Here is a 21,512-nt window from a genome sequence, read left to right as displayed (position 1 = left end):
GCCGCTGAGTCCGACGCCGGAGGGCGCCTCGCCGTCGGCGGCAGCGTTCCCGGCGGGCTCCATCCGGCCGGCGTCCGCCGACGGTGACCAGGGCCGCCCTCCGGCGCCGGCCCGCCGTTCGGTGATGTCAGGGGCGGCTAAGTCCCGGATTTCGCACGGCACCCCGGTTGGCGTAGCGTGCAGGTTTCCCCAGCCGGAGAGGTGGAGCAGCGACGATGGCGGTGAACCTGCCCGAAACGCCGAGCGGAGCTCCCGGCGAATCCGCCGTGTCAGCCGTACCGGCTCAACCGGCCGTACCGGTCGCCGGGAACGCCCAGGACGCGCCCGGGGGCCGTGCCGAGGCCCGTCGCCGCGCCGGTGGCTCGCGCGGTCGCAAGGCCCGCCGGGCGGGGGGTCGGCCCCGGCCGTGGTGGATCGAGCTGCCGGTGATGGTGGTCGTCGGGCTGGTGGTCGCGCTGCTGATCAAGACCTGTCTGTTCCAGGTCTTCACCATCCCGTCCGGCTCGATGGAGAACACCCTGCGGGTCGGCGACCGGGTCGGGGTGAACAAGCTCGCGCCGCTGACCGGCTGGGAGCCGGAGCCGGGGCAGCCGGTGGTCTTCAAGGACCCGGGGAACTGGCTGCCGCCGCAGCCGGTCGACTCGAACCCGTTCACCAGTGCCGTGAGTTCGGTGCTGAGCTTCGTCGGACTGGTGCCGCCGAAGGACGACAACTACCTGGTCAAGCGGGTCATCGCGACCGGTGGCCAGAGCGTGCAGTGCACCGGCAGCACGCTGAGCGTCAACGGCAAGAAGGTCGACGAGCCGTACCTGCACCCCGGTGACGACTCCTGCGCGGGCATGGACTTCGGCCCGGTGACGGTGCCCTCGGGCTACATCTGGGTCGAGGGCGACCACCGGAGCGACTCGGCGGACTCCCGCTGGCACCGGCAGGGCCCGGGCGGCGGCGCCGTGCCGGTGGGCAACGTGGTCGGCCCGGTGTCGGCCGTGGTGTGGCCGGTCAGCCACTTCGACTGGTTCGGCTGGGCCGGACGCTGACCTCAAGGTCGGCGGCAGCCGCCCCGGCCGCCGCCGTGTCCAAGGCCGCCGTGTCCAAGGCCGTCGCGCCCAAGGCCGCCGCCGTGTCCAAGGCCGTCGCCGCTGCGGCGACGACCGGAACGGAACCGGCGACGGCGGCGGTGACCGCCCCGCCGTCCACCGTCTCCTCCACCTCCACCGCCGGCGGCTTGCTGGTCTGTGCGGCGATCGCGCCCGCCAGCACCAGCAGACCGCCCGTGACCTGCGGCAGTCCCAGGTGCTCGCCGAGCAGGACCCAGGCCAGCACGGTGGCGACGACCGCCTCCAGGTTGGCCACCACCCCGGCGACCGGTGGCGAGAGGTACCCGACGGAGATCACGCCGGTCAGGTAGGCGAGCACGGTCGCGATCAGCACCATCCAGGCGGCCGGGACCAGCGCGGGCAGGCTGTGCCCGTTCATCACCACGGACCCGCCGAGCAGGCTCCAGTCGGCCTGCCAGGGCCGGGTGAGGACGGTGAGCAGCACGGCGCCGATCAGCAGCCCGTACGCGCTGACGGCCAGCGGGTCGACCGGGCGCTCGCCCCGGCGGCCGGCGTCGGCGAGCAGGAAGTAGCCGACTTGGCAGAAGGCCGCGCCGAGGCCGAACAGCACGCCCACGGCGTCGAAGCTCAGGCCGTTCCAGACCTCCACCACGCAGGCGAGCCCGGCCACCGCGACGCCGGCGCCGATGGCCGCGCCCCGGGTGATCGGTCTGCGCTGCACGAACTTGACGTAGCCGATCAGCAGCGGCGGCCCGAGGTACTCGATGAGCAGGGCGACGCCGACCGGGATGCGGGAGATCGCGGCGAAGTAGAAGGCCTGGACGCCGGCCACGGCGAGCAGGCCGAAGCCGATCAGCAGACCGGGGCGGCGCAGGACGGCGTCCCGGTGCCGGTAGGCGATCGGCAGCAGGGCCACCGCCGCGCCGGTGACCCGGAGCCACACCACGTGCATGGGGGAGAGCCCGGCCTCGATCAGCGGCTTGGCCGCGGTGCCGGAGCCGCCGAACGCGAAGGCGGAGACCAGCGCGAGTCCGAGGCCGAGGGATCTGCCCGGAGGGAGGGTGGGCGAGGCCGTTGATCTGTGCACCGGCGCATTCTGACAGTCATACCGGCGCTTGGGTAAGGCGCCATTTCGTCATTCGGTCCTGGTTCCAACTGTCCGTCATGGCACCCTCACCCGGGTGCGCCGGTGCATCGATGAACCGACGTACGGACCCACACCGAAGCCCGCCGGATCACCGAAGCCCGCCGGATCAGCGACCGAGGTCGGTGATCCAGCGGGCTTCGGTGGCCCGGAGCCGGTCAGTTCCCGGTCCCGGCCCCCGCCCCGGAGAGCACGTCCGTCCCGCCGGTGGGCTGGGTGGTCGGCTGGGTGGTCGGGCCCGTGGTGGGCTGGGTGGTCGGCGTCGGCCGGGAGGTCGGCCGGCCGGTGGGCCGCGAGGTGGGCTGGGTGGTCGGCTGGGTGGTCGGGCCCGTGGTCGGCGCGGTGCCGTTCCCGCCGGTGTCGGCGCCCGAGCCGGAGCCACCCGAGGAGGTCGCGCCGGAGTTGTCGCCCTGCTGGTTGCCGGTGCCGGTGCCGGTGCTCGGCGTGGCGCTGCCGGTCGACGGGGTGCTGCTCGGCGTGCTCGGGGCGGTCGGCAGGTCGGTGGCACCGGAGTCGCCGCCGTCCGCCGGGGTCGGGAAGTCGCCGACCGGCTGGCCCTTGAGCGCGGCCTTCATGTAGCTGGTCCAGATCTGCGCCGGGTACTGGCCGCCCGCCGCGCCGTCGATCCCGCCGACGCCGCTCAGGCTGACCTGGGCGCCGGTGCCCGGGTCCTGGCCGAACAGGGCCACCGAGGTGACCAGCTCGGGGGTGTAGCCGACGAACCAGACGGACTTCTGGTCGTCGGTGGTGCCGGTCTTGCCCGCCACCGGACGGCCGAGCGCCTTCGCCCGCCAGCCGGTGCCGCCCGGGTCGCTCACCACGCCCTGGAGCATCGAGGTGACCTGGTTGGCGGTGTCCGCGCTGATCGCCTGGGTGGTCTTGTGCGCGGGCAGCTGCACGGCCTCGCCGGCCCGGTCCACCGACTGCACCAGCCACGGGGTGATCTGCTTGCCGCCGTTGTCCAGGGTGGCGTACACGCCGGCCATGTCGAGCACGCTCGGGGTGGCCGCGCCCAGCGGGATGGAGGGCACCGGGTCCAGGCCCGGGGTGCTGCCGGGCAGGCCCAGCGCGATGCCGGTGTCCTTGACCTTCTGCAGCCCGGTGTCCTGCGCGAGCTGGGCGAAGGCCGAGTTGACCGACCAGTCGGTGGCCTGCTGCAGGGTGATCTGGCCGTAGCTCTTGTCGCCCTCGTTCGGCGGCGCGTACGGGGTGCCCTTGCCGCCGCGGACCTTGCGGCCGCTGGTGCCGTCGTAGACGGTGCGCGGGGTGATGGTACGGCCGTCCTGGGTCTTGGCGTTGTTCTCGAGGGCGGCGGCCAGCGCGATCGCCTTGAAGGTCGAGCCGGCCTGGTAGTCGCGGCGGGTCGCGTTGTCGACGTAGTGCTTCACGTAGTCGACGCCGCCGTACAGGGCGACGACCGCGCCGGTCTTCGGGTCCACGGAGGCGGCGCCGGCCTGGGCGGCCGCGTCCTTCTTCCGCTTGTCCGGGTTCAGGGTGTCGCGCAGCTGCGCCTGGACGGAGTCCTGCAGGGCCTGCTGGCGGGTCGGGTCGATGCTCAGCTTGATCGTGTAGCCGCCCTTGGCCAGCTCGGTCTCGCTGATGATGCTGTTCGAGGTGAGGTACTGGGTGGCGGCGTCCACCAGGTAGCCGGACTGGCCGGACAGGCCCGGGTTGGGCTGCGGGTCCTTGACGTCCGGGAAGGTGGTCCTGCCCCGCTCGTCGGCGGAGAGCCAGCCCTGCTTGACCATGCCGTCCATGACGTAGTTCCAGCGGTTGACGGCGTTCTGCTTGCCCGCCGGGGTCGCGGTGGCCACGTCGTAGGCGCTCGGGGCGTTCAGCAGGGTGGCCAGGTAGGCGCCCTGGGCCGGGCTGAGCGCCGAGGCGTCGATGCCGAAGTACGCCTGGGCGGCGGCCTGGATGCCGTAGGCGCCGCGGCCGTAGTAGGAGGTGTTCAGGTAGCCGGAGAGGACTTCGTCCTTGCTCTCGGTGGCGTCCACCTTGATCGCGATGAAGAGTTCCTTCACCTTGCGGGTGATCGACTGCTTCTGGTCCAGGTACGTGTTCTTCACGTACTGCTGGGTGATGGTGGAGCCGCCCTGGGTGCCCTCGCCCTTGGCGGTGTTGAGGGCGGCCCGGACCAGGCCCTGCACGTTGACGGCGCCCTCGTTGTAGAAGTTGCGGTCCTCGGCGGCCAGCGCCGCGTGCTGGGCGGCGGGCGAGACCTTGTCCAGGCCGACGTTCTGCCGGTTGGTCTGGCCGGTGCGGGTGATCACCGAGCCGTCGGAGTAGAGCCAGGTGTTGCTCTGCGCGGTCGCGGCGGCGTGCGCGTCCGGGACCTTCACCAGCGCGACCCCCAGCACGAACAGGCCGACGCCGAGCAGCAGCGCCGAGGCGAGGCCGAGTAGCGTCATCCGCCAGCTGGGTATCAGCCGGCGCCAGCCGGTGCGCTTGGGCCGGCGGGGCTTCTTGCCGCCCGGCGTGGTGGTGGAGCGCTTGAGCCGTTTGACCGGCCGGAGGCCGATCGGTGGCCGGCTGCTCTGGGCGTTACGGAACAAGGCGCGGCCTTTCCTGCGGGCGGACCGGGCCAGCCTGCACAGACGGGGACATCGGTGGTTAGGGACCTTTGTCCCGATTCCGGTTTACTGCCCTGGACGAGCCGGGCGGGCCCCATGGCTCCACCGGAACGGCAATCGAGACCGACATCACACATAAAACGGACATCGAGGGCAAAAAATCAGGGAGCCCCTCGCTGCTGCGAGAGACTCCCCAACTGTCTGTGCGCCGCCAGGGACTCGAACCCCGGACCCGCTGATTAAGAGTCAGCTGCTCTAACCAACTGAGCTAGCGGCGCTTGCCGACCTGGAAAACAATACACGGTTCCGGGGAGTGCCTCGAACCGTGCCCGCCCCGCCGGTGCTCCGGGCGCCCGTTTCCTCCCGGTTGGGGTGGAGTTCTTGCCCGGTTAGGGTGGAATCGTGCCCAGCCCCCAGCCCGGACACCCCAGCCCCCACCCCCGACGTCCCGACCCCCGACGCTCCCGCACCCGGAAGCGGCCGGACCGCGCACGGACGACGGTCGCCGCCCTGCTGCTGCTCAGTGCCGTGGCGTACACCGCGTGGGTGCTGGAGGTCGTGCTGAGCACCGGACTCGACCCGGTGCAGGCGTACATCAGCGAACTCGCCGCCGAGGACCAGCCGCTGGGCGGCCTCTTCCGCGCCACCGACCTGGCCGCCGGACTCTGCGTCCTCGCCGCCGCCGGCACCGCCCTCGGCACCGGACAGGCCCGGCGCCCCGGTGCCCCCGGCCGCGACCGCTGGGCCCTGGCCGGCTGGTCCGCCCTGGCCCTGTTCGGCGCCGCGACCGCCGCCGACTCCCGGCTGCCGCTCAGCTGCGCCCCCACCAGCGACGAGATGTGCGCCGCCCGGGAGACCGCCGGGCTGGTCCCGGCCACCCACACCGCGCACGCCGTCACCAGCAGCCTCGCCATGCTCGGCGTGCTCGCCGGGCTGGCCGCGCTCACCGTCGCCGCCCGCCGGCACCACCGCTGGCCGGCCGTGCGCCGGCTCGGGCCCTGGCTGCTCGGCGCGGAACTGCTGGCCACCGGCTGGAGCCTCGGGGCGATCGCCGCCTTCCAGGCGGGCCGCGGCACCTGGGCGCTCGGCGCCGGGCAGCGGCTCCAGGTGCTGCTGGTCGCGCTCTGGCTGGGCGTCCTGGCCGTGGCCGTCGCCCGCTCGGCCCGCTCGGCGGCCCCGGACGGCTCGGACTCGGGCAGCTCCGACTCGGATGCCCCACCCCGCTCGGCGGCCCCGGACGGCTCAGACTCGGACGCCCCACCCTGCTCGGACGGCCGGCACGGCCCGTACGAGGAGGACACCCCCGGCGGTTCGGTCCTCGGCCGGAGGCCGGCATGACCACCCCCGCCGCCCCCGTCACCCGGGCGCGCTTCCTGCGCATCGACGGCGTCCCGCTGCACGTGCGCACCGAGGGCAGCGGCCCGGTCTGCCTGCTCACCGGCGGCCTCGGCAGCAGCTGGTTCGACTGGGACCTCGTCGTCCCCTTCCTCACCCCCTACCGCACCGTCGTCCGCTTCGACCGGCCCGGCTACGGACTCAGCGCCGCCGAGCCCGCCACCGGGCAGCGGCCCGCCCCGACGCTGGTCGGCGAGGCCGGGCGGATCCGGGCGGTGCTGGACGGCCTCGGACTGGACGGGCCCTGCACGCTGGTCGGCCACTCGCTGGCCGGCTTCCACGTGGAGGCCTTCGCCCGGCTGCACCCCGAGCGGGCCGCCGGGCTGGTCCTGGTCGACGGCAGCGTGGAACCGGGGGCCCGCCCGTACCCGGCACCGGCCGTACGGGATCTCGCGGCCCGGGCGGTGGCCGGCGCCGCGTCCGCCCTCGCCGTGCCGTACCTGCTCGGCCCGACCGCCCGCCGGGTGACCGCCCGGCTGTCCACCGTCCGGCACGAGGACCTGGCCCCGGCGCCGCTGGTCCGGCACTGCTACCGGACCAGCCGGGCCCTGCGCGCGCTGCTCCGGGAGAACGGGCGCTACCTCGACATGGCCGCCGAACTGGACGGGCTGCGCCGCACCCGTCCGCTGTCCGAGGAGCTGCCGATCACCGTGCTGGCCGCCGACGACGGTTGCCGGACCAGCGGCACCGAGTCCTGGCTGGCCGGGCAGCGGGAGCTGGCGGCGCTGCTCGGGGCCGACTTCCGGACCACGGCGCCGGCCGGGCACCTGGTGATGTTCGACCGCCCGGACGCGGTGGCCTCCGCCGTTCTCGACACCCGCTGAGGCGCTCGACGGTCCGGGCGCCCGGTTGCCCGGGATCCCCTCGACGGCCCCCGGAAACGCCTCAGGCCGCCCACCGGAGTGGACGGCCTGAGACCTTGCCATGTGCGCCGCCAGGGACTCGAACCCCGGACCCGCTGATTAAGAGTCAGCTGCTCTAACCAACTGAGCTAGCGGCGCTTGCTGACGTGGAAGACAGTACACGGCGCCGGGCCGATCCGCCGAATCGTATTCGGCCGATCACCCGGCGTCACCGCGCGACGTCCCCCGTCACCCCGGATGGTGGCAGGCGGCCTGGTGGTCCGCCGCCGCCCCGGTCCCTGCCCCGGTCCCTGCCCCGGTCCCTGCCCCGGTCCCTGCCCCGTCCCCGGCGAGCGTCGGCCGCTCCTGCTCGCAGCGCGCCCGGGCCGTGGCGTCCCCTAGCCCCGCGTAGAGCGGGCAGCGGGTGCGGAACGGGCAGCCGGTGCGGCGCTCGGTGGGGGAGGGCGGGTCCCCGGCGAGCAGGATGCGGTCGCGGGCGCGTTCGGCGGCGGGGTCGGGCAGCGGGACGGCGGAGAGCAGGGCCCGGGTGTACGGATGGCGGGGGCGGTCGAAGACGGCGGAGACCTCGCCCTGCTCGACCGTCCGTCCGAGGTACATCACGCTGACCCGGTCGGCGAGGTGCCGGATCACCGAGAGGTCGTGCGACACGAACAGGTAGGACAGTCCGAGCTCGGCCTTGAGCGACTGCAGCAGGTTGAGCACCCCGGCCTGGATCGAGACGTCCAGGGCGGAGACCGGTTCGTCCAGTACCAGCAGCCTCGGCCGGACGGCGAGCGCCCGGGCGATGGAGACGCGCTGGCGCTGCCCGCCGGAGAACTGGTGCGGGTAGCGGACGGCGTGGTCCGGGTCGAGGCCGACCTGGCGCAGCAGCTCGGGCACCCGGCGGGCGATCTCCTCGCGCGGGGCGTGCTGGGCGCGCAGCGGCTCGGCGACGATGTCGCCGATCGGCATCCGGGGGTCGAGGCTGGCCATCGGGTCCTGGAAGACGATCTGCAGCTCGGCCCGGAGCCGCTGGGCCTCGGCCCGGGTGAGTCGGGCGGTGTCGTGGCCGAGCAGTTCGATCCGGCCGGTCTCCGGGGCGCCCAGTCTCAGCAGTTCGAACAGGGTGGTGGACTTGCCCGAGCCGGACTCCCCGACCAGGCCGAGGGTCTCGCCCTCCCGCAGGTCCAGGTCGACGCCGTCCACCGCGTAGACCTCGCCGACCTTGCGCTTGAACACCGTGCCCTTGAGTAGCGGAAACGTCTTTCCGAGCCCGCTCACCGACAGCACCGGTGCCCGCCCGGAGCGGTCCCCGGCCACGGGCCCGGCCGGCAGTTCCGGTACCGGGTACACCTCGCTCGGTGCGGGCCGCCGCTCGGCCAGCTCCGCCGAGCGCACGCAGGCGGCCAGGTGCCCGTCCGCACCCTCCAGTTCGGGCTCCGCCGTCGAGCAGCGGTCCTCGGCCAGCGGGCAGCGGGTGGCGAACGGGCAGCCGGGCGGCAGTTCGGCCATCGGCGCGGGGGCGCCGGGGATCGGCACCAGCGGGCCGCCGTGCCCGTCCAGCCGGGGCAGCGCGCCGATCAGCCCGAGGGTGTAGGGGTGGCGCGGGGCCGCGAACAGCTCGTCCACGCCCGCGGTTTCGACCACCCGCCCCGCGTACATCACGGCGACCCGGTCGGCGGCACCGGCGATCACCCCGAGGTCGTGGCTGACCAGGACGAGGGCCGCGCCGGTCTCCCGCCGGGCGGTGCGCAGCACGTCGAGCACCTGGGCCTGGATGGTGACGTCCAGTGCGGTGGTGGGCTCGTCGGCGAGCAGGATGTCGGGCTCGTTGGCGATGGCCATGGCGATCATCGCGCGCTGGCGCATGCCGCCGGAGAACTCGTGCGGGAAGCTGTCCAGGGCCCGGTCGGGCGCCGGGATGCCGACCAGGTCGAGGAGTTCGGCGGCCCGGCGGCGGGCGGTGGCCCGGTCGACCGGCTGGTGCACCCGGACGGCCTCGGCGATCTGGTCGCCGATCCGGTAGACCGGGGTGAAGGCGGACAACGGGTCCTGGAACACCATGGCGACCTTGCGGCCGCGGATCGCGGCGAGTTCCCTCCCGGGCAGGCCGACCAGCTCCCGGCCGTCGAGCCGCACCGAGCCGGCGACCCGGGCGGTGCCCGGCAGCAGCCCGAGCACGGACAGCGCGGTGACGGACTTCCCGGAGCCGGACTCGCCGACGATGCCGAGGGTCTCGCCGCGCCGCAGGGTGAGGTCCACCCCGCGGACGGCGGGCACCGGGCCGTGCGGGCCGGCGAACTCCACCCGCAGGTCCCGGACGGCGAGCAGCGGGGTCTCGACGGCGGTGGTCACTTCGGCGTCCTCCGGGAACGGTCGGCGCGGCGGGCCCGACGGGAACGACGGGGCGCGCCCTCGGCGGTGGGGTCGAGGGCGTCGCGCAGCCCGTCCCCGACCAGGTTGACGGCGAGCACGAACAGCACCAGCAGCCCGGCCGCGAAGTAGAACATCCAGGGGAACACCGGGGCTTCGGTCGTCCCGGCGGCGAGCAGGGTGCCGAGCGAGACGTCCGGCGGCCGGACGCCGAAGCCGAAGTAGGAGAGCGCGGTCTCGCTCATCACCGCGCCGCCGACCGCGATGGTGGCGTCGACGATGAGGAAGGAGGCGACGTTCGGCAGGATGTGCCGGCTGATGATCCGCAGTGGCCGGACGCCCATGAACCGTGCGGCGCGGACGAATTCGCGCTCGCGCAGGGAGACGGTCATCGAGCGGACCACCCGGGCGGTGATCATCCAGTTGAACAGGGCGAGCAGCAGCACGAAGGCGATCCAGCCGCTGCTGCGCAGCCGGGGCGAGACCACGGTGATGATCAGGAAGCTGGGGAAGACCAGCATCAGGTCGACCAGGAACATCAGCGCCCGGTCGGTCCAGCCGCCGAAGTAGCCGGCGCAGGCGCCGACCAGCGAGGCCAGCACGGTGGAGAACAGGGCCACCAGCAGGCCGATGATCAGTGACTTCTGCAGCCCCCGGACGGTCTGGGCGAACACGTCCTGGCCGACCCCGTTGGTGCCGAACCAGTGTTCGGCGGAGGGGGGTTGGTGCAGTGCGGTGAAGTCGGGGGCGGCGTAGTCCCAGGGCGTCAGGTACGGGCCGCCGAAGGCGAGCACGAACAGCAGCAGGATCAGCACGGCTCCGGCGACGGCGCCCCGGGCGGCGCGCAGCCGGGCCAGGACGAGGCGGCCCCGGCCGGTGGCCCGCGGCCGTCCGGTGGTGCCGGCCGGGGAGCCGGTGGGGGAGTCGGGGCCGGCGGACTCGGCGACGACGGTCATCTCAGCTCACCTCCGGTCAGACCCGCACGCGCGGGTCGAGGGCGGCGTGCAGGGTGTCGGCCAGGAAGCCGGAGGCGAGCACGACGACGGCGGTGAACAGGTTGATCGCCACGACCGAGTTGACGTCCTGTTCGTTGATCGACTGGATCAGCCACTCGCCCATGCCGTGCCAGCCGAAGATCGTCTCGGTGAAGATCGCGCCGGTGAAGATGGCCAGGAAGCTGTAGGCGAACATGGTCGACATCGGGATCACGGCGGTGCGCAGCCCGTGCTTGAGCAGGGCTCGGCGGCGGGTGAGGCCCTTGGCCTCGGCGGTGCGCAGGTAGTCGGAGCCGAGCACGTCGAGCATGGTGCCGCGCTGGTAGCGGCTGTAGGTGGCGAGACCGCCGAGGGCGAGCGAGACGGTGGGCAGCAGCAGGTGCAGGGCCCAGTCGGCGAGGTGGGCGCCGACGCCGCCGGTCAGCCCGGGGGTCTCGTAGCCGGTGAACGGGACGACCTCGTGGCCGGCCGCGTCCTTGGCGGCGATCGCGCCGTTCTTGAGGAACAGCGCGACCAGGAAGACCGGGGTGGAGAGCAGCACGAAGGACACCACGGTGAGCACCCGGTCGGAGATCCGGTACTGGCGCACCGCGCTCCACGCGCCGGCGGCGACGCCGAGGACGGTGCCGAGCAGGCTGCCGATCAGCAGCAGCCGCAGCGACACCCAGACCCGGCGGCCGAAGTCGTCGGTGACCGGGGTGTCGTGGATGGTCCGGCCGAGGTCGCCGTGGAGGAGGTCGCCGGCCCAGTGGCCGAAGCGTTCGACGACCGGGGTGTGGTCGTTCAGGTTGAGCGCGGTGAGCTGGCGCTCGACCGATTCGGCGGACGGGCGTGGCACCTTGGCGTCGAAGTAGGTGCGCGGCTGGAGGGCGCTCGCGGAGATCGCGTACGCCAGGAACACGGCGGCGAGCAGCAGCGCCGCGTAGTAGGCCAGCCGCTTCGCCAGGTAGCGGAGCATCAGCGGCTGCCCGGGGTGGGGGCGGGGTCGACGCGTCTGGGGGGCATCGGCTGGTGGCCTTCGGTCGGGGCCCGGTCGGGGCGTCAGGCGGCAGGGTGGGACGGGTGGTTGGGAACACGCAGGTCAGAGTGAAGCACCGCGGTGCGGCCGCGGTGTTGCGACGGGATTGCCCCGTGTGACGTCTGGATCAGGTGTGCGTTCCTCCCCCTGGTGGCGGATCTGATCCGCTGTTACGTTCCTCTGGCTCGGTGCCGGATTGAGTGCCCACGCTCAAGCCCGGTCATGCCTCCGGCGACCCAACTCCTGCCATCGATCCCAGGGGGACCCTCATGGACGCTTCCCGTACGGCCCGCCGCCTCGGCCGGACGGCCGCCCTCGCCGTCGCCGTCGCGCTGGCGGTCACCGCGTGCACCTCGGGCGGCGGCGGCTCGTCCGGTGACGTGGCCAAGAGCGAGCCCCCGAGACAGGATTCCCAGGACATCAACGCCAAGCCGCTGGACCAGGTCAAGGACGGCGGCGAGGTGCGCTTCCAGCTGGACCAGTGGATCACCCAGTGGAACCCGCTCCAGGTCGACGGCGGCTCCTACACCGACACGGTGGGCCTCATCCGGACGCTGGAGCCGACGCTGTTCGGCACCGACTCCTCCGGCACCTTCCAGGCGAACCCGAACTACCTGGTGGACGCCAAGGTCACCTCGACCTCGCCGCAGGTCGTCACGTACAAGCTGAACCCCAAGGCCAAGTGGTCGGACGGCAAGCCGCTCAGCTACCTGGACTTCAAGGCGGACTGGCAGACCAGCAACGGCAAGGACCCGGCGTACAACATCGCCGACCCGTCCGGCTACGAGCTGATCTCCGCGGTCGAGCAGGGCGCCGACCCGACCGAGGTGAAGGTCACCTTCGCCCAGCCGTACGCGGACTGGCAGAACCTGTTCCGCCCGCTGATCCCGGCGGCGGGCATCTCCACCCCGGACGACTTCAACAAGGGCTGGGTGGAGCGGATCCCGATCACGGCCGGCCCGTTCAAGATCGGTACGGCGGACAAGACCGCGCAGACCCTCAGCCTGGTTCCGGACCCGGCCTGGTGGGGGACCAGGGCCAAGCTCGACAAGATCACCTTCCGGGTGATGGACAAGTCGGCGAGCATCCAGGCCTACCTCAACAACGAGATCGACCTCGCCTCGGCCGGCACCGCCGCCGCGTACGGCCAGCTCAAGGACGCCAAGGACACCGTGATCCGGGCCGCCAGCCCGTGGGACGAGGTGCACATCTCCTTCGGCGGGAACGGCGTGATGGCCGACCGGAAGGTCCGTCAGGCGCTCGGCAAGGCGCTCGACCGCTCGGCGCTGATCAAGATCGCCAACAATGGCGTGCCGGTGGTCTTCAAGCCGCTCGGCAACCACATCATCATGCCCAACCAGGCCGGCTACCAGGACAACTCCGGCGACTGGGCCACCTTCGACCTCGCCGCCGCCAAGAAGCTGCTGGACGACGCCGGTTGGAAGGACTCCGGCAGCGGTCAGCCGCGGACCAAGGACGGGCAGCAGCTGGAGCTGCACTGGGTGCTCAGCGACGGCACCCCCCAGGCCCAGCTCGACCTCGCCACCGCGGCGACGGCGATGTGGCAGGCGGCCGGGGTCAAGGTCGACCTGGACAAGGTGGCCGCCAACGACTTCTTCGCCAAGTACGTCACCCCGGGCAAGTTCGACCTCGCGAGCTGGCGCAACACGGACTCGTTCCCGAACTCCAAGAGCCTGGCCAACTTCCGGCTGCCGGTGGGCGACAACTCCTTCCAGAACCCCTCGCGCCTCGGCAGCCAGGAGATCGACGACCTGCTGAAGAAGGCGGCCGGGACGGTCGACCCGGCGGAGGCCGCGAAGCTCTACAACCAGGCGGACGCGAAGATCTGGGAGCTCGGCCACACCGTCGAGCTCTACCAGCGGCCGGTCGTGGCGGCGGTCCGCAAGGGACTCGCCAACTACGGTGCCTTCGGCCTCGGGAGCGAGGACTACAGCAAGGTCGGCTGGGAGAAGTAGCCCGGGCCGCCGAGGCGGCGAGGGCGACCGCACGGCAGGCGCTGGCGAGCAGCGCGGTGATCACGAGGCCGGTGGTGCGGACACGGGTGGGTCGGCTCCGCCGCCCCCGCTGTCCTGCCACCGGCCTTGACCTTCCGCGTTGCCCGCAGGCCGCCCGTGTCGTGGGGCCCCGCAGGGGGCCCGCGCTCGCTTCCAACCGGGGACGAATCTAGCGGGGCCGCCGGGCCGGGCGCGGTGCAGCGCGCGGGGCGCGCCCGGAAACCCGCCGCGCTGTCACCCACTTCGCGCACCGAGGCGTCAACTCTCGCTGACGGCAAGGAGAAAAGGGGCATAAAGGGGCATCGTGCCCGGGTTCGAACGGAGTTGTCGCACGGGTGCGGATCGGTGCGCGGATCGGTGGGCGAACCGGTGCGCGGATCGGTGCGCGAACCGGTGGTGCGCGCACCCCTCCGAGCCCGGCGCCGCGCGCGCCGCGCCGGTGCGTGCGCAGGGCCCGGGCCGCTGCCAGGATGCGCGGGACGGCGGCCCTCCCGGGCCCCGTCCGCCCCTCCCGACCCCCGGAGCAGCACCGATGTCCAGTGAACCCGCCGCCGCGGCACCCCGAGCGCACCACGTCGACCCGCCCCCGGTGCGCCGGATGGTCCCGCGCGCCCGCGACGAGTCGCACCGGGTCGCCACCCCGCTGGAACTCTTCTTCGACCTCTGCTTCGTGGTCGCGGTCGGCCAGGCCGGCCGCGAACTCGCCCACTCCCTGGCGGCCGGGCACTACGGCGAGGGCCTGCGCGGCTACGCCCTCGCCTTCTTCGCCATCTGGTGGGCCTGGATGAACTTCACCTGGTTCGCCTCCGCGTACGACTGCGACGACGTGCCGTACCGGATCACCACGCTGGTGCAGATCGCCGGCGTGCTGATCCTGGCCGCCGGGGTGCCGAGGCTGTTCGCCACCCAGGACCTGCGGCTGGCGATCACCGGCTACGTGGTGATGCGGCTGGCGATGGTCACCCAGTGGCTGCGCGCGGCGGCCAGCGAGCAGGGCGAGGCGCGCAGGGTCGCGCTGCGGTACGCGGTGGGGATCACGATCTGCCAGGTCGGCTGGACGGTGCTGCTCTTCCTGCCGGACGCCGCCCGGCCGGTGGTCATCCCGGTCGGGGTGCTGTGCGAGCTGGCCGTGCCGGTGGTCGCCGAGCTGCGGATGCAGACCTCCTGGCACCCGCACCACATCGCCGAGCGGTACGGGCTGTTCACCCTGATCGTGCTCGGCGAGACGGTGGCCGCCGCGACGGTGGCGGTGCAGTCGGCGGTGGATGAGCACGAGGAGCTGGGCCGGCTGGTGCCGGTGGCGGCCGGCGGGCTGCTGATCTGCTTCGCGGCCTGGTGGATCTACTTCGCCCGGCCCGTCCACGACCACCTGCGCTCCAACCGGCAGGCCTTCGCCTGGGGTTACGGGCACTACCTGGTGTTCGGCTCGGCGGCGGCGATCGGCGCCGGGCTGGAGGTGGCGGTGGAGTCGGCGGTGCACAAGGCGGAGATCTCCGAGGTGGCCGCCGCCGCGACGGTCACCGTGCCGACCGCGGTCTACCTGGTCACCGTCTGGTACCTGCACTCCCGGCACACCAAGCGCGGCCTGGTCGCCCAGTCGGTGGCGCCGGTCGGGGCGGCGCTGGTGCTGGCCTGCACCGCGCTGGGCGGGTCCGGGGTGCCGGCGGCGGGCCTGGTCTGCGCGCTGATGATCGCGGTGGGCGTGCTGATCCACAGCCGGGAGGGCCGCCGGGGGTGAACCCGGCCGGGCGGTTGCCGGCCGTGACCCTCGCTCGGCGGGCGGCGGGTGTGAGCCCGGCCGGGCGGCCGTCGGATGTGGGCCCCGCTCAGAGGCGCCCCAGCAGCACCGGTTCGTGCCGCGCCAGCCAGGCCAGGTAGGCCGGGTTGACCTTGGCCAGGTCCAGGTAGGCGGCGCGCAGTTCGCCGTAGAGCGCGTCCAGGGCGGGCGGGCTGAGCACCCGGGGGCGCCAGGTGAACAGCAGCCGGACGGCCAACGGGTCCCCGTGCACCGGGCGGACCACCGTGCCGGGCCCGGGCAGCGAGGTCGGCTGGCAGGGGCGGACGGCCTCGCCGGAGGCGACCAGTTCGGCGGCGGTGGTGTTGTCCCGCACCTGCACCACCCGGGGGTTGAGCCCGGCCTCGCTGAAGACCCGGCGCATCGCGGCGTACTCGTGGTCGGCGGTCGGGTCGACCATCCAGGTGTCCTCGGCGAGGTCGGCCAGGTGGACGACCGGGCGGGCGGCGGCCGGGTGCCCGGCGGCGAGCGCGACGAACTGCGGCTCGCGGGCCATCAGCACCCGGTGCTCGGCGTCCGGCGGCACCCGCAGCGGGAAGCCCTCGCTCTCGTAGACGAAGGCCACGTCCAGTTGGTCGGCGGCGACCATCCGCAGCAGGGCGCTGGCGGAGATGTCGACGTGGATGGTGGTGTCGGTGTCCGGCAGCCGCTCGTGCACCCGGCGCAGCCAGGCGGCGACGGCCCGGCTGCCGACGCTGCCGATCCGCAGCCGTCGTTGCCGGTCGGGCCCGGTGGTGTCCCGGGCTTCCTGGCGGGCGGCGGCGACCAGGGCGGCCATCTCGCTGATCACCGGCCGGGCCCGGGACAGCACCGAGTGGCCGAGCGCGGTGGGCCGGCTTCCGGTCTGCTCGCGGGTGAACAGGGTCCCGCCGATGGCCCGTTCTATCCGGTGCAGCTGGGTGGTGAGGGAGGGCTGGGTCATGCCGAGTTGGAGCGCGGCCTTGCGGAGGCTGCCGGTGTCGGCGATCGCGCACAGCACCCGGAGGTGTCTCACGTCGAGCTCCACGACGGGAGCATAGACGTCATCGAGCCGTATCGCCAAGGACATGACAGAGAGTCAAGGCAGGCCGACGGCACGCACGGCGGATACCCACCGGTAGGCGGCCGGGCTATCGCGGGTTGACATCATCCGCGACGGGCCCGGACGGGTCGAAGCTCGGGGACACCACACCGCCCCGGCCCCGGCCGGGACGGCCCCCACCGCGCGCCGCAGCCGCCCCCACCGGCCCCCACCGGCCCCGGCGGACCGGCGCACCGTGAACTCGGAGCCCCCACATGAAGCGATCCGTGCTGTCCGCGACCCTCGGTCTGGGCCTCGCCGCCACGCTCGTGGCCCTGCCCACCGCCGCCGTCGCCGCACCCACCGCCCCGGCCGCACCCGGCCACACCGCCTCGACGTACGCCGGCTCGGCCGAGGAGACGGCGAACAACCAGGCGTTCTTCCGGGCCGTGATGGCCTCCGCCGAGGCCAGGCGGGCCGCCGACCCGTGGCTGCAGTCCGTCACCGTCACCTACGACACCACCAACGCCCCCTCCTTCGCCGGCGACATCGCCAACGCCGCGCAGATCTGGAACAGTTCGGTGCACAACGTCCAGCTCCAGGAGACCAGCGGCACCGGCGACTTCTCGTACACCGAGGGCGACGGCAGCGGATCGTACGCCAGCACCGACGGACACGGGCACGGCTACATCTTCATCGACCACCAGCAGGCCCAGGAGTACTACTCGCTGCGGATCGTGGCCCACGAGACCGGGCACGTACTGGGCCTGCCCGACGACTACTCGGGGCCGTGCAGTGAACTGATGTCGGGCCACGGCCCCGGCCCGTCCTGCACCAACGCGCACCCCGACGCCAACGAGAGCGCACAGGTCGACGCACTCTGGGCGAACGGCGTGGCAACGGCCAACTGACGTGCCCGGCAGGTGAATCGGGCGCGGTGGCCCGCCCGGCCGGAAACGGGCGGGCCACCGCACGGGTACTTCCCCGTCCGGGAGCCTAGCCGCCCCCGGAACGGAATGCCAGGGGCATGGCTGGGTCAAGACGAGTAAAAGGCGACCGAAATCCGGCGGGGCACAGGGGTATTGGACCGGGCTATCGCGGGTTGACATCATCCGCCCGGCCGCAGGGCTGCCCGAAGCTCTGGGGACACCCGGTCGCCAGGCGTCCCCCAAGCCGGCCCCCAACCCGGCACGGCGCCAAGGACCGGAGCCCCCCTGCCTCCAGGACCCCTTCAGGAGCCCCCACATGAAGCGATCCGTGCTGTCCGCGACCCTCGGCCTCGCCCTCGCGGCGGGCCTCGCCGTGCTGCCCACCACCGCGGCCGCCGCGGCCCCCGCCGCCCCGGCGGTGCAGGGCTACACCGCCTCGACGTACGCCGGTTCGGCCGAGGAGACGGCGAACAACCAGGCGTTCTTCCAGGCCGTGATGGCCTCCGCCAAGGCCAAGCAGGCCGCCAACCCGGCCCTGGCCACCGTCGTGGTCACCTACGACGCCAGCTCCGCCCCGACCTTCCGCAACCAGATCGCCAGTGCCGCGCAGATCTGGAACGGCTCGGTCAGCAACGTCAGGCTGCAGGCCGGCTCGGCCGCCGACTTCCGCTACTACGAGGGCAACGACAGCCGCGGCTCGTACGCCAGCACCGACGGGCACGGGCGCGGCTACGTCTTCCTCGACTACCAGCAGAACCGGCAGTACAACTCGGTCCGGGTGACGGCCCACGAGACCGGGCACGTGCTCGGCCTGCCGGACCACTACTCCGGCCCGTGCAGCGAGCTGATGTCGGGCGGCGGCCCCGGCACCTCCTGCACCAACCCGTACCCCAACAGCACCGAGCGCAGCCGGGTCAACTCGCTCTGGGCGCGCGGCTGATCCGCCCGGGCACCCGCTGAGCGCCCCGGCCCGGCCGCGTCCGCCGTCGGCCGGGCCGGGCCGGGCCGGGGCGTCGCCGCCGAGCCGACGGCGGGGGCGGCGGGGCCGGCGGGGCAGCGGTCCGTGCGGACGGAACTGTCGGTGGCGCGTGCGAGCATGCGGGCGAGACCCGTTCGCCCCCGATCCGAAAGGCGCCGCCGCCATGCCCCGTTCCGTCCCCGAGCAGCTCGCCGACCTCCCGTACGCCGACCTGCTGCGCCCGCACACCGGCCCGCTGCGCAGCGACGAGCGCTACGACACCGCGCACTTCGACGGCGGCGAGCACACCGACGAGTCCGGCGCCGGGGCGGCCTTCCTGGAGTGCGCCTTCACCGGGGTCGCGTTCAGCGGGGTCAAGCTGCGCCAGGCCCGGTTCAACGAGGTCTGGGTGCAGGCCGGCCGCTGGGTGGCCTGCGACCTGAGCGACACCGAGTGGCAGGACAGCGCCTTCGTCGGCGGGGTGCTGGCCGGGGTCGCCGGGTACGGCGCCGCGCTGCGCCGGGTGGTGTTCCGCGGCTGCAAGCTGGAGGCGGTCAACCTGCGGTCGGCCGTGCTGCGGGACGTCGTGTTCGAGGACTGCCTGCTGCGCGACGTGGACTTCGGCGAGGCGAAGCTGACCGGGGTGTCCTTCCCCGGCTCGACGCTGGAGGAGGTCCGGTTGCGCGGGGCCGTCCTGAGCAAGACCGATCTGCGCGGGGCCGTCCGGCTCGGGCTGGCGGACGGTCACCAGGGGCTGCGCGGGGCGGTCATCAGCACCAGCCAACTGCTGGAGCTGGCGCCGCAGTTCGCCCAGGCGCTGGGCATCGAGGTCAAGGACCGCTGACCGGTTCACCTCCTCCTTGTCGCATCAGCCGGGCGTTCAGCCCGGCGTCGTTCGGTGACACCCGGGCGAACAGTCCGACAACCCTGCTGCGCGCATCTGGTGGCCGCTGCGGCCGCGGTGGAGACTGCTCCGCGATCGATGGCCCCGAGTTGTGTACACAACATCGCCAGTGAAGGGACGGACCGGTCTGATGGCCGAGTTGAGTCGTAGGAAGTTCGTCACGCTGTCCGGCGCCACCGCGGCCGGCCTCGCGGTGGCCGGCGCCGACGTCGTGGGCGCCGCCGCCCCGAGCGCCGCCGCCGCGACCGCCGCCAGCACCACGCTCAGCACCACGGGCACCATCACCGACGTGCAGCACGTGGTGATCCTGATGCAGGAGAACCGGAGCTTCGACCACTACTTCGGCACCCTCAAGGGCGTCCGGGGCTTCGCCGACAAGGCCGCCATCCAGATCTCCGGCGGCTACAGCGTCTTCAACCAGCCGAACGGCCTGTTCGCCCGCCAGTACCCGTGGGCCTTCAACCCCTCGGGCAACAGCGGCTCCGCGGAGACCCAGGCGCAGTGCAACGGCGACCTCTCGCACGCCTGGTCCGACCAGCACCGGGCCTGGAACGGCGGCAAGATGGACTCCTGGGTGTCCGCCAAGGGCACCGTCCGCACCCTCGGCTACCTGCAGCGCGCCGACATCCCGTTCCACTACGCGCTGGCCGACAACTGGACCATCTGCGACGCCTACCACTGCTCGGTGCTCAGCGCGACCGGCCCCAACCGCACCTACCACTGGAGCGGGACGATCGACCCGGCCGGCACCGCGGGCGGCCCGGCCTACGACGGCGGCTCCGAGTCCAACCTGCGCTGGCAGACCTACGCCGAGGCGCTGGAGAACGCCGGCGTCAGCTGGAAGGTCTACCAGAACGCCGCCGACAACTTCGGCGACAACGCCCTCGCCTACTTCAGCCAGTTCACCGGCGCCGCGGCCGGCAGCCCGCTGGCCGTCAAGGGCATGGGCTCGGTGCCCAAGGTCACCGGCCGGACCCCGGACGACATCGCCGCCGCGATCCGGGCCGACGTGCAGAACGGCACCCTGCCGCAGGTCTCCTGGATCGTCGCCGACCAGCAGTCCTCCGAGCACCCCTACGCCACCCCCGAGGACGGCGCGCACTTCGTCCACCTGGTGATGGACGCCCTGAACGCGGACCCCAACGTGTTCAACTCCACCGTCCTGCTGATCAACTACGACGAGAACGACGGCTTCTTCGACCACGTCCCGCCGCCGGCCGCCCCCGCCGGCACCGCCGGCGAGTTCTGCAACTCCACCAACATCGGCCTCGGCTTCCGCGTCCCGCTGATCGCCGTCTCCCCGTGGACCCGCGGCGGCTGGGTCAACTCCGAGACCTTCGACCACACCTCGGTGCTGCGCTTCCTGGAGGTGTGGACGGCCGCCCTCGGGCAGCCCGCCACCAGCCCCAACATCAGCGCCTGGCGCCGCCAGGTCTGCGGCGACCTCACCTCGGTCTTCGACTTCGCCAACCCGGTGTACGGCATGCCCACGCTGCCCGACACCTCGCAGACCATCGGCCTGTCCACCTGCGGCCCGCTGCCCAACCCCGCGCCGAGCAACAACGCGCTGCCCGCGCAGGAGCCCGGCACCCGCCCGGCCCGTGCCCTGCCGTACCAGCCGAACGCCAACCTGGACCACCTGGAGTTCGGCTCGGGCGGAGTGATGAAGGTCTGGATCAGGATGGACAACAGCGGCACCGTGGCCACCCGGGCCGCGCACTTCGCCGCCTACGCCAACGCCTACCGCGGCGGCGGCCCCTGGCAGTACACCGTCGACCCGGGCGCCGGCACCAGCGACTTCTTCAACTGCGGCACCAACTTCGGCGGCGGCCCCTACGACCTCACCGTGGTCGGCCCCAACCGCTTCCTGCGCCGCTTCAAGGGCGACGCCACCAAGGCCGGCAAGAACGCGGCCGTCACCGCCTCGTACGCGGTCGAGCCGGGCACCGGCAAGCCGGCGGTCTACTTCAAGCTGGCCAACACCGGCAGCGCCTCGATGACCTTCACCATCACGTCCGGCAACTACCGCACGGACGGCCCCTGGACGTACCAGGTGCCGGCCGGCGGCAGCGTCAGCGACTTCTTCAACGCGGTCGCCTACAACAACGGCTGGTACGACTTCACCGTCACGGTGGACGCCGACGCCACCTGGTCGCAGCGCTTCACCGGCCACCTGGAGACGGGCGCGCCCAGCGTCAGCGGCTGACCTCGCCTACCCGTACGGGCCCCGGGGGAACCACGGATCGTGGACCTCCCGGGGCCCGTACGGCGTCAGCAGGGTGAAGGTGTGCACCCCCGCCGCGTACTCGGCGAGCTGGACGGCGCCGTAGCGGGTCTCCAGCTCGGCCTGCACCGGCACCGGCAGCCTGCTCAGCGCCCGGCGCAGCTGCAGCGCGTCCCGCCGGCTGACCGGGTGCGGGGCGCGCAGCACCAGCCGCAGCGGGCTCAGCGGCCCGGCCACCGGGACGCCGGTGCCCAGCTCGTAGCCGACCGCGCCGATCGGGCCCCAGGGG

16 protein-coding genes and 2 tRNA genes are annotated in these 21,512 nt (G+C 73.2%); 9 read left to right on the top strand and 9 right to left on the bottom strand.

Going from position 1 to position 21,512, the window contains the following annotated elements:
- Positions 1-425: 425 nt before the first annotated feature.
- Complete coding sequence (lepB, locus tag BG452_RS32835; RefSeq protein WP_188307996.1) at positions 426-1,037, top strand: signal peptidase I; 612 nt, start codon at positions 426-428, stop codon at positions 1,035-1,037.
- Here lepB and BG452_RS32830 read toward each other — a convergent pair.
- The 3 genes from BG452_RS32830 to BG452_RS32820 form a co-directional block, all read right to left on the bottom strand.
- Positions 1,000-2,145: an EamA family transporter gene (locus BG452_RS32830; protein WP_188307995.1), complete on the bottom strand. Its 1,146-nt coding sequence runs from the start codon at positions 2,143-2,145 to the stop codon at positions 1,000-1,002. The two genes, lepB and BG452_RS32830, sit on opposite strands and share 38 nt — an antisense overlap.
- Before the next feature lie 215 nt (positions 2,146-2,360).
- Positions 2,361-4,757 carry a transglycosylase domain-containing protein gene (locus tag BG452_RS32825; RefSeq protein ID WP_188307994.1) on the bottom strand — a complete coding sequence of 799 codons (2,397 nt, stop codon included), beginning with the start codon at positions 4,755-4,757 and terminating at the stop codon, positions 2,361-2,363.
- 222 nt (positions 4,758-4,979) lie between these two features.
- A tRNA-Lys gene (locus BG452_RS32820) sits at positions 4,980-5,053 on the bottom strand.
- 124 nt (positions 5,054-5,177) lie between these two features.
- Here BG452_RS32820 and BG452_RS32815 point away from each other — a divergent pair.
- Together BG452_RS32815 and BG452_RS32810 are read left to right on the top strand one after the other, a co-directional pair.
- The gene (locus tag BG452_RS32815) at positions 5,178-6,113 is read left to right on the top strand and encodes a DUF998 domain-containing protein (RefSeq protein ID WP_411293057.1); all 936 of its coding nucleotides are present in this window, start codon (positions 5,178-5,180) and stop codon (positions 6,111-6,113) included.
- The gene (locus tag BG452_RS32810) at positions 6,110-6,994 is read left to right on the top strand and encodes an alpha/beta fold hydrolase (RefSeq protein WP_188307993.1); all 885 of its coding nucleotides are present in this window, start codon (positions 6,110-6,112) and stop codon (positions 6,992-6,994) included. Before BG452_RS32815 ends, BG452_RS32810 begins: the two co-directional genes overlap by 4 nt.
- 103 nt (positions 6,995-7,097) lie before the next feature.
- Here BG452_RS32810 and BG452_RS32805 read toward each other — a convergent pair.
- The 4 genes from BG452_RS32805 to BG452_RS32790 all read right to left on the bottom strand — a co-directional run bounded on the left by BG452_RS32805 (position 7,098) and on the right by BG452_RS32790 (position 11,338).
- Positions 7,098-7,171: transfer RNA gene (locus BG452_RS32805), tRNA-Lys, on the bottom strand.
- A gap of 90 nt (positions 7,172-7,261) precedes the next feature.
- The gene (locus tag BG452_RS32800; RefSeq protein WP_188307992.1) at positions 7,262-9,367 is read right to left on the bottom strand and encodes a dipeptide ABC transporter ATP-binding protein; all 2,106 of its coding nucleotides are present in this window, start codon (positions 9,365-9,367) and stop codon (positions 7,262-7,264) included.
- Positions 9,364-10,341 (bottom strand): ABC transporter permease, encoded by a 978-nt coding sequence (locus BG452_RS32795; RefSeq protein ID WP_188307991.1) that lies wholly within the window; start codon positions 10,339-10,341, stop codon positions 9,364-9,366. The genes BG452_RS32800 and BG452_RS32795 overlap by 4 nt, the downstream gene beginning before the upstream one ends.
- A gap of 16 nt (positions 10,342-10,357) precedes the next feature.
- Entirely contained in the window at positions 10,358-11,338 is a 981-nt protein-coding gene (locus BG452_RS32790; RefSeq protein ID WP_188307990.1) for an ABC transporter permease, read from the bottom strand.
- Between the two features lie 329 nt (positions 11,339-11,667).
- Here BG452_RS32790 and BG452_RS32785 point away from each other — a divergent pair, with 329 nt between their 5' ends.
- Together BG452_RS32785 and BG452_RS32780 are read left to right on the top strand one after the other, a co-directional pair.
- Positions 11,668-13,374, top strand: coding sequence for an ABC transporter family substrate-binding protein (locus BG452_RS32785; protein WP_188307989.1), 1,707 nt, complete (start codon positions 11,668-11,670; stop codon positions 13,372-13,374).
- A gap of 571 nt (positions 13,375-13,945) precedes the next feature.
- Positions 13,946-15,151, top strand: coding sequence for a low temperature requirement protein A (locus BG452_RS32780; RefSeq protein WP_223243070.1), 1,206 nt, complete (start codon positions 13,946-13,948; stop codon positions 15,149-15,151).
- A gap of 88 nt (positions 15,152-15,239) precedes the next feature.
- On the opposite strand, the gene BG452_RS32775 is transcribed toward BG452_RS32780, so the two are convergent.
- Positions 15,240-16,214: a LysR family transcriptional regulator gene (locus BG452_RS32775; RefSeq protein WP_317621340.1), complete on the bottom strand. Its 975-nt coding sequence runs from the start codon at positions 16,212-16,214 to the stop codon at positions 15,240-15,242.
- Positions 16,215-16,483: 269 nt separating this feature from the next.
- Here BG452_RS32775 and snpA (BG452_RS32770) point away from each other — a divergent pair, with 269 nt between their 5' ends.
- From snpA (BG452_RS32770) to BG452_RS32755, 4 genes are all read left to right on the top strand, one after another.
- Positions 16,484-17,119 (top strand): snapalysin, encoded by a 636-nt coding sequence (gene snpA, locus BG452_RS32770; RefSeq protein ID WP_188307987.1) that lies wholly within the window; start codon positions 16,484-16,486, stop codon positions 17,117-17,119.
- 334 nt (positions 17,120-17,453) lie between these two features.
- A complete protein-coding gene (gene snpA, locus BG452_RS32765; RefSeq protein ID WP_188307986.1) occupies positions 17,454-18,077 on the top strand; it encodes a snapalysin in 624 nt (207 codons plus the stop codon).
- Between the two features lie 202 nt (positions 18,078-18,279).
- The gene (locus BG452_RS32760) at positions 18,280-18,939 is read left to right on the top strand and encodes a pentapeptide repeat-containing protein (RefSeq protein WP_188307985.1); all 660 of its coding nucleotides are present in this window, start codon (positions 18,280-18,282) and stop codon (positions 18,937-18,939) included.
- A gap of 190 nt (positions 18,940-19,129) precedes the next feature.
- Positions 19,130-21,205, top strand: a complete 2,076-nt coding sequence (locus BG452_RS32755; RefSeq protein WP_188308009.1) for a phosphocholine-specific phospholipase C — start codon at positions 19,130-19,132, stop codon at positions 21,203-21,205.
- Positions 21,206-21,211: 6 nt separating this feature from the next.
- Here BG452_RS32755 and BG452_RS32750 read toward each other — a convergent pair.
- The coding region (locus tag BG452_RS32750; RefSeq protein ID WP_223243069.1) for a phosphoribosyl-dephospho-CoA transferase MdcG domain-containing protein at positions 21,212-21,512 on the bottom strand (301 nt) is incomplete at its 5' end.

It is taken from the genome of Streptomyces sp. CBMA123 (assembly GCF_014596465.1).
GTDB lineage: Bacteria > Actinomycetota > Actinomycetes > Streptomycetales > Streptomycetaceae > Kitasatospora.
This window is presented reverse-complemented; position numbering and strand designations above follow the sequence as displayed.

Bases quoted from the DNA above. Each gene is read 5' to 3' on its own strand.
- BG452_RS32810 (WP_188307993.1), top strand. From the start codon at position 6,110: ATGACCACCCCCGCCGCCCCCGTCACCCGGGCGCGCTTCCTGCGCATC.
- BG452_RS32795 (WP_188307991.1), bottom strand. From the start codon at position 10,341: ATGACCGTCGTCGCCGAGTCCGCCGGCCCCGACTCCCCCACCGGCTCC.
- BG452_RS32790 (WP_188307990.1), bottom strand. From the start codon at position 11,338: ATGCTCCGCTACCTGGCGAAGCGGCTGGCCTACTACGCGGCGCTGCTG.
- BG452_RS32785 (WP_188307989.1), top strand. From the start codon at position 11,668: ATGGACGCTTCCCGTACGGCCCGCCGCCTCGGCCGGACGGCCGCCCTC.
- BG452_RS32780 (WP_223243070.1), top strand. From the start codon at position 13,946: ATGTCCAGTGAACCCGCCGCCGCGGCACCCCGAGCGCACCACGTCGAC.
- snpA (WP_188307987.1), top strand. From the start codon at position 16,484: ATGAAGCGATCCGTGCTGTCCGCGACCCTCGGTCTGGGCCTCGCCGCC.
- snpA (WP_188307986.1), top strand. From the start codon at position 17,454: ATGAAGCGATCCGTGCTGTCCGCGACCCTCGGCCTCGCCCTCGCGGCG.
- BG452_RS32760 (WP_188307985.1), top strand. From the start codon at position 18,280: ATGCCCCGTTCCGTCCCCGAGCAGCTCGCCGACCTCCCGTACGCCGAC.
- BG452_RS32755 (WP_188308009.1), top strand. From the start codon at position 19,130: ATGGCCGAGTTGAGTCGTAGGAAGTTCGTCACGCTGTCCGGCGCCACC.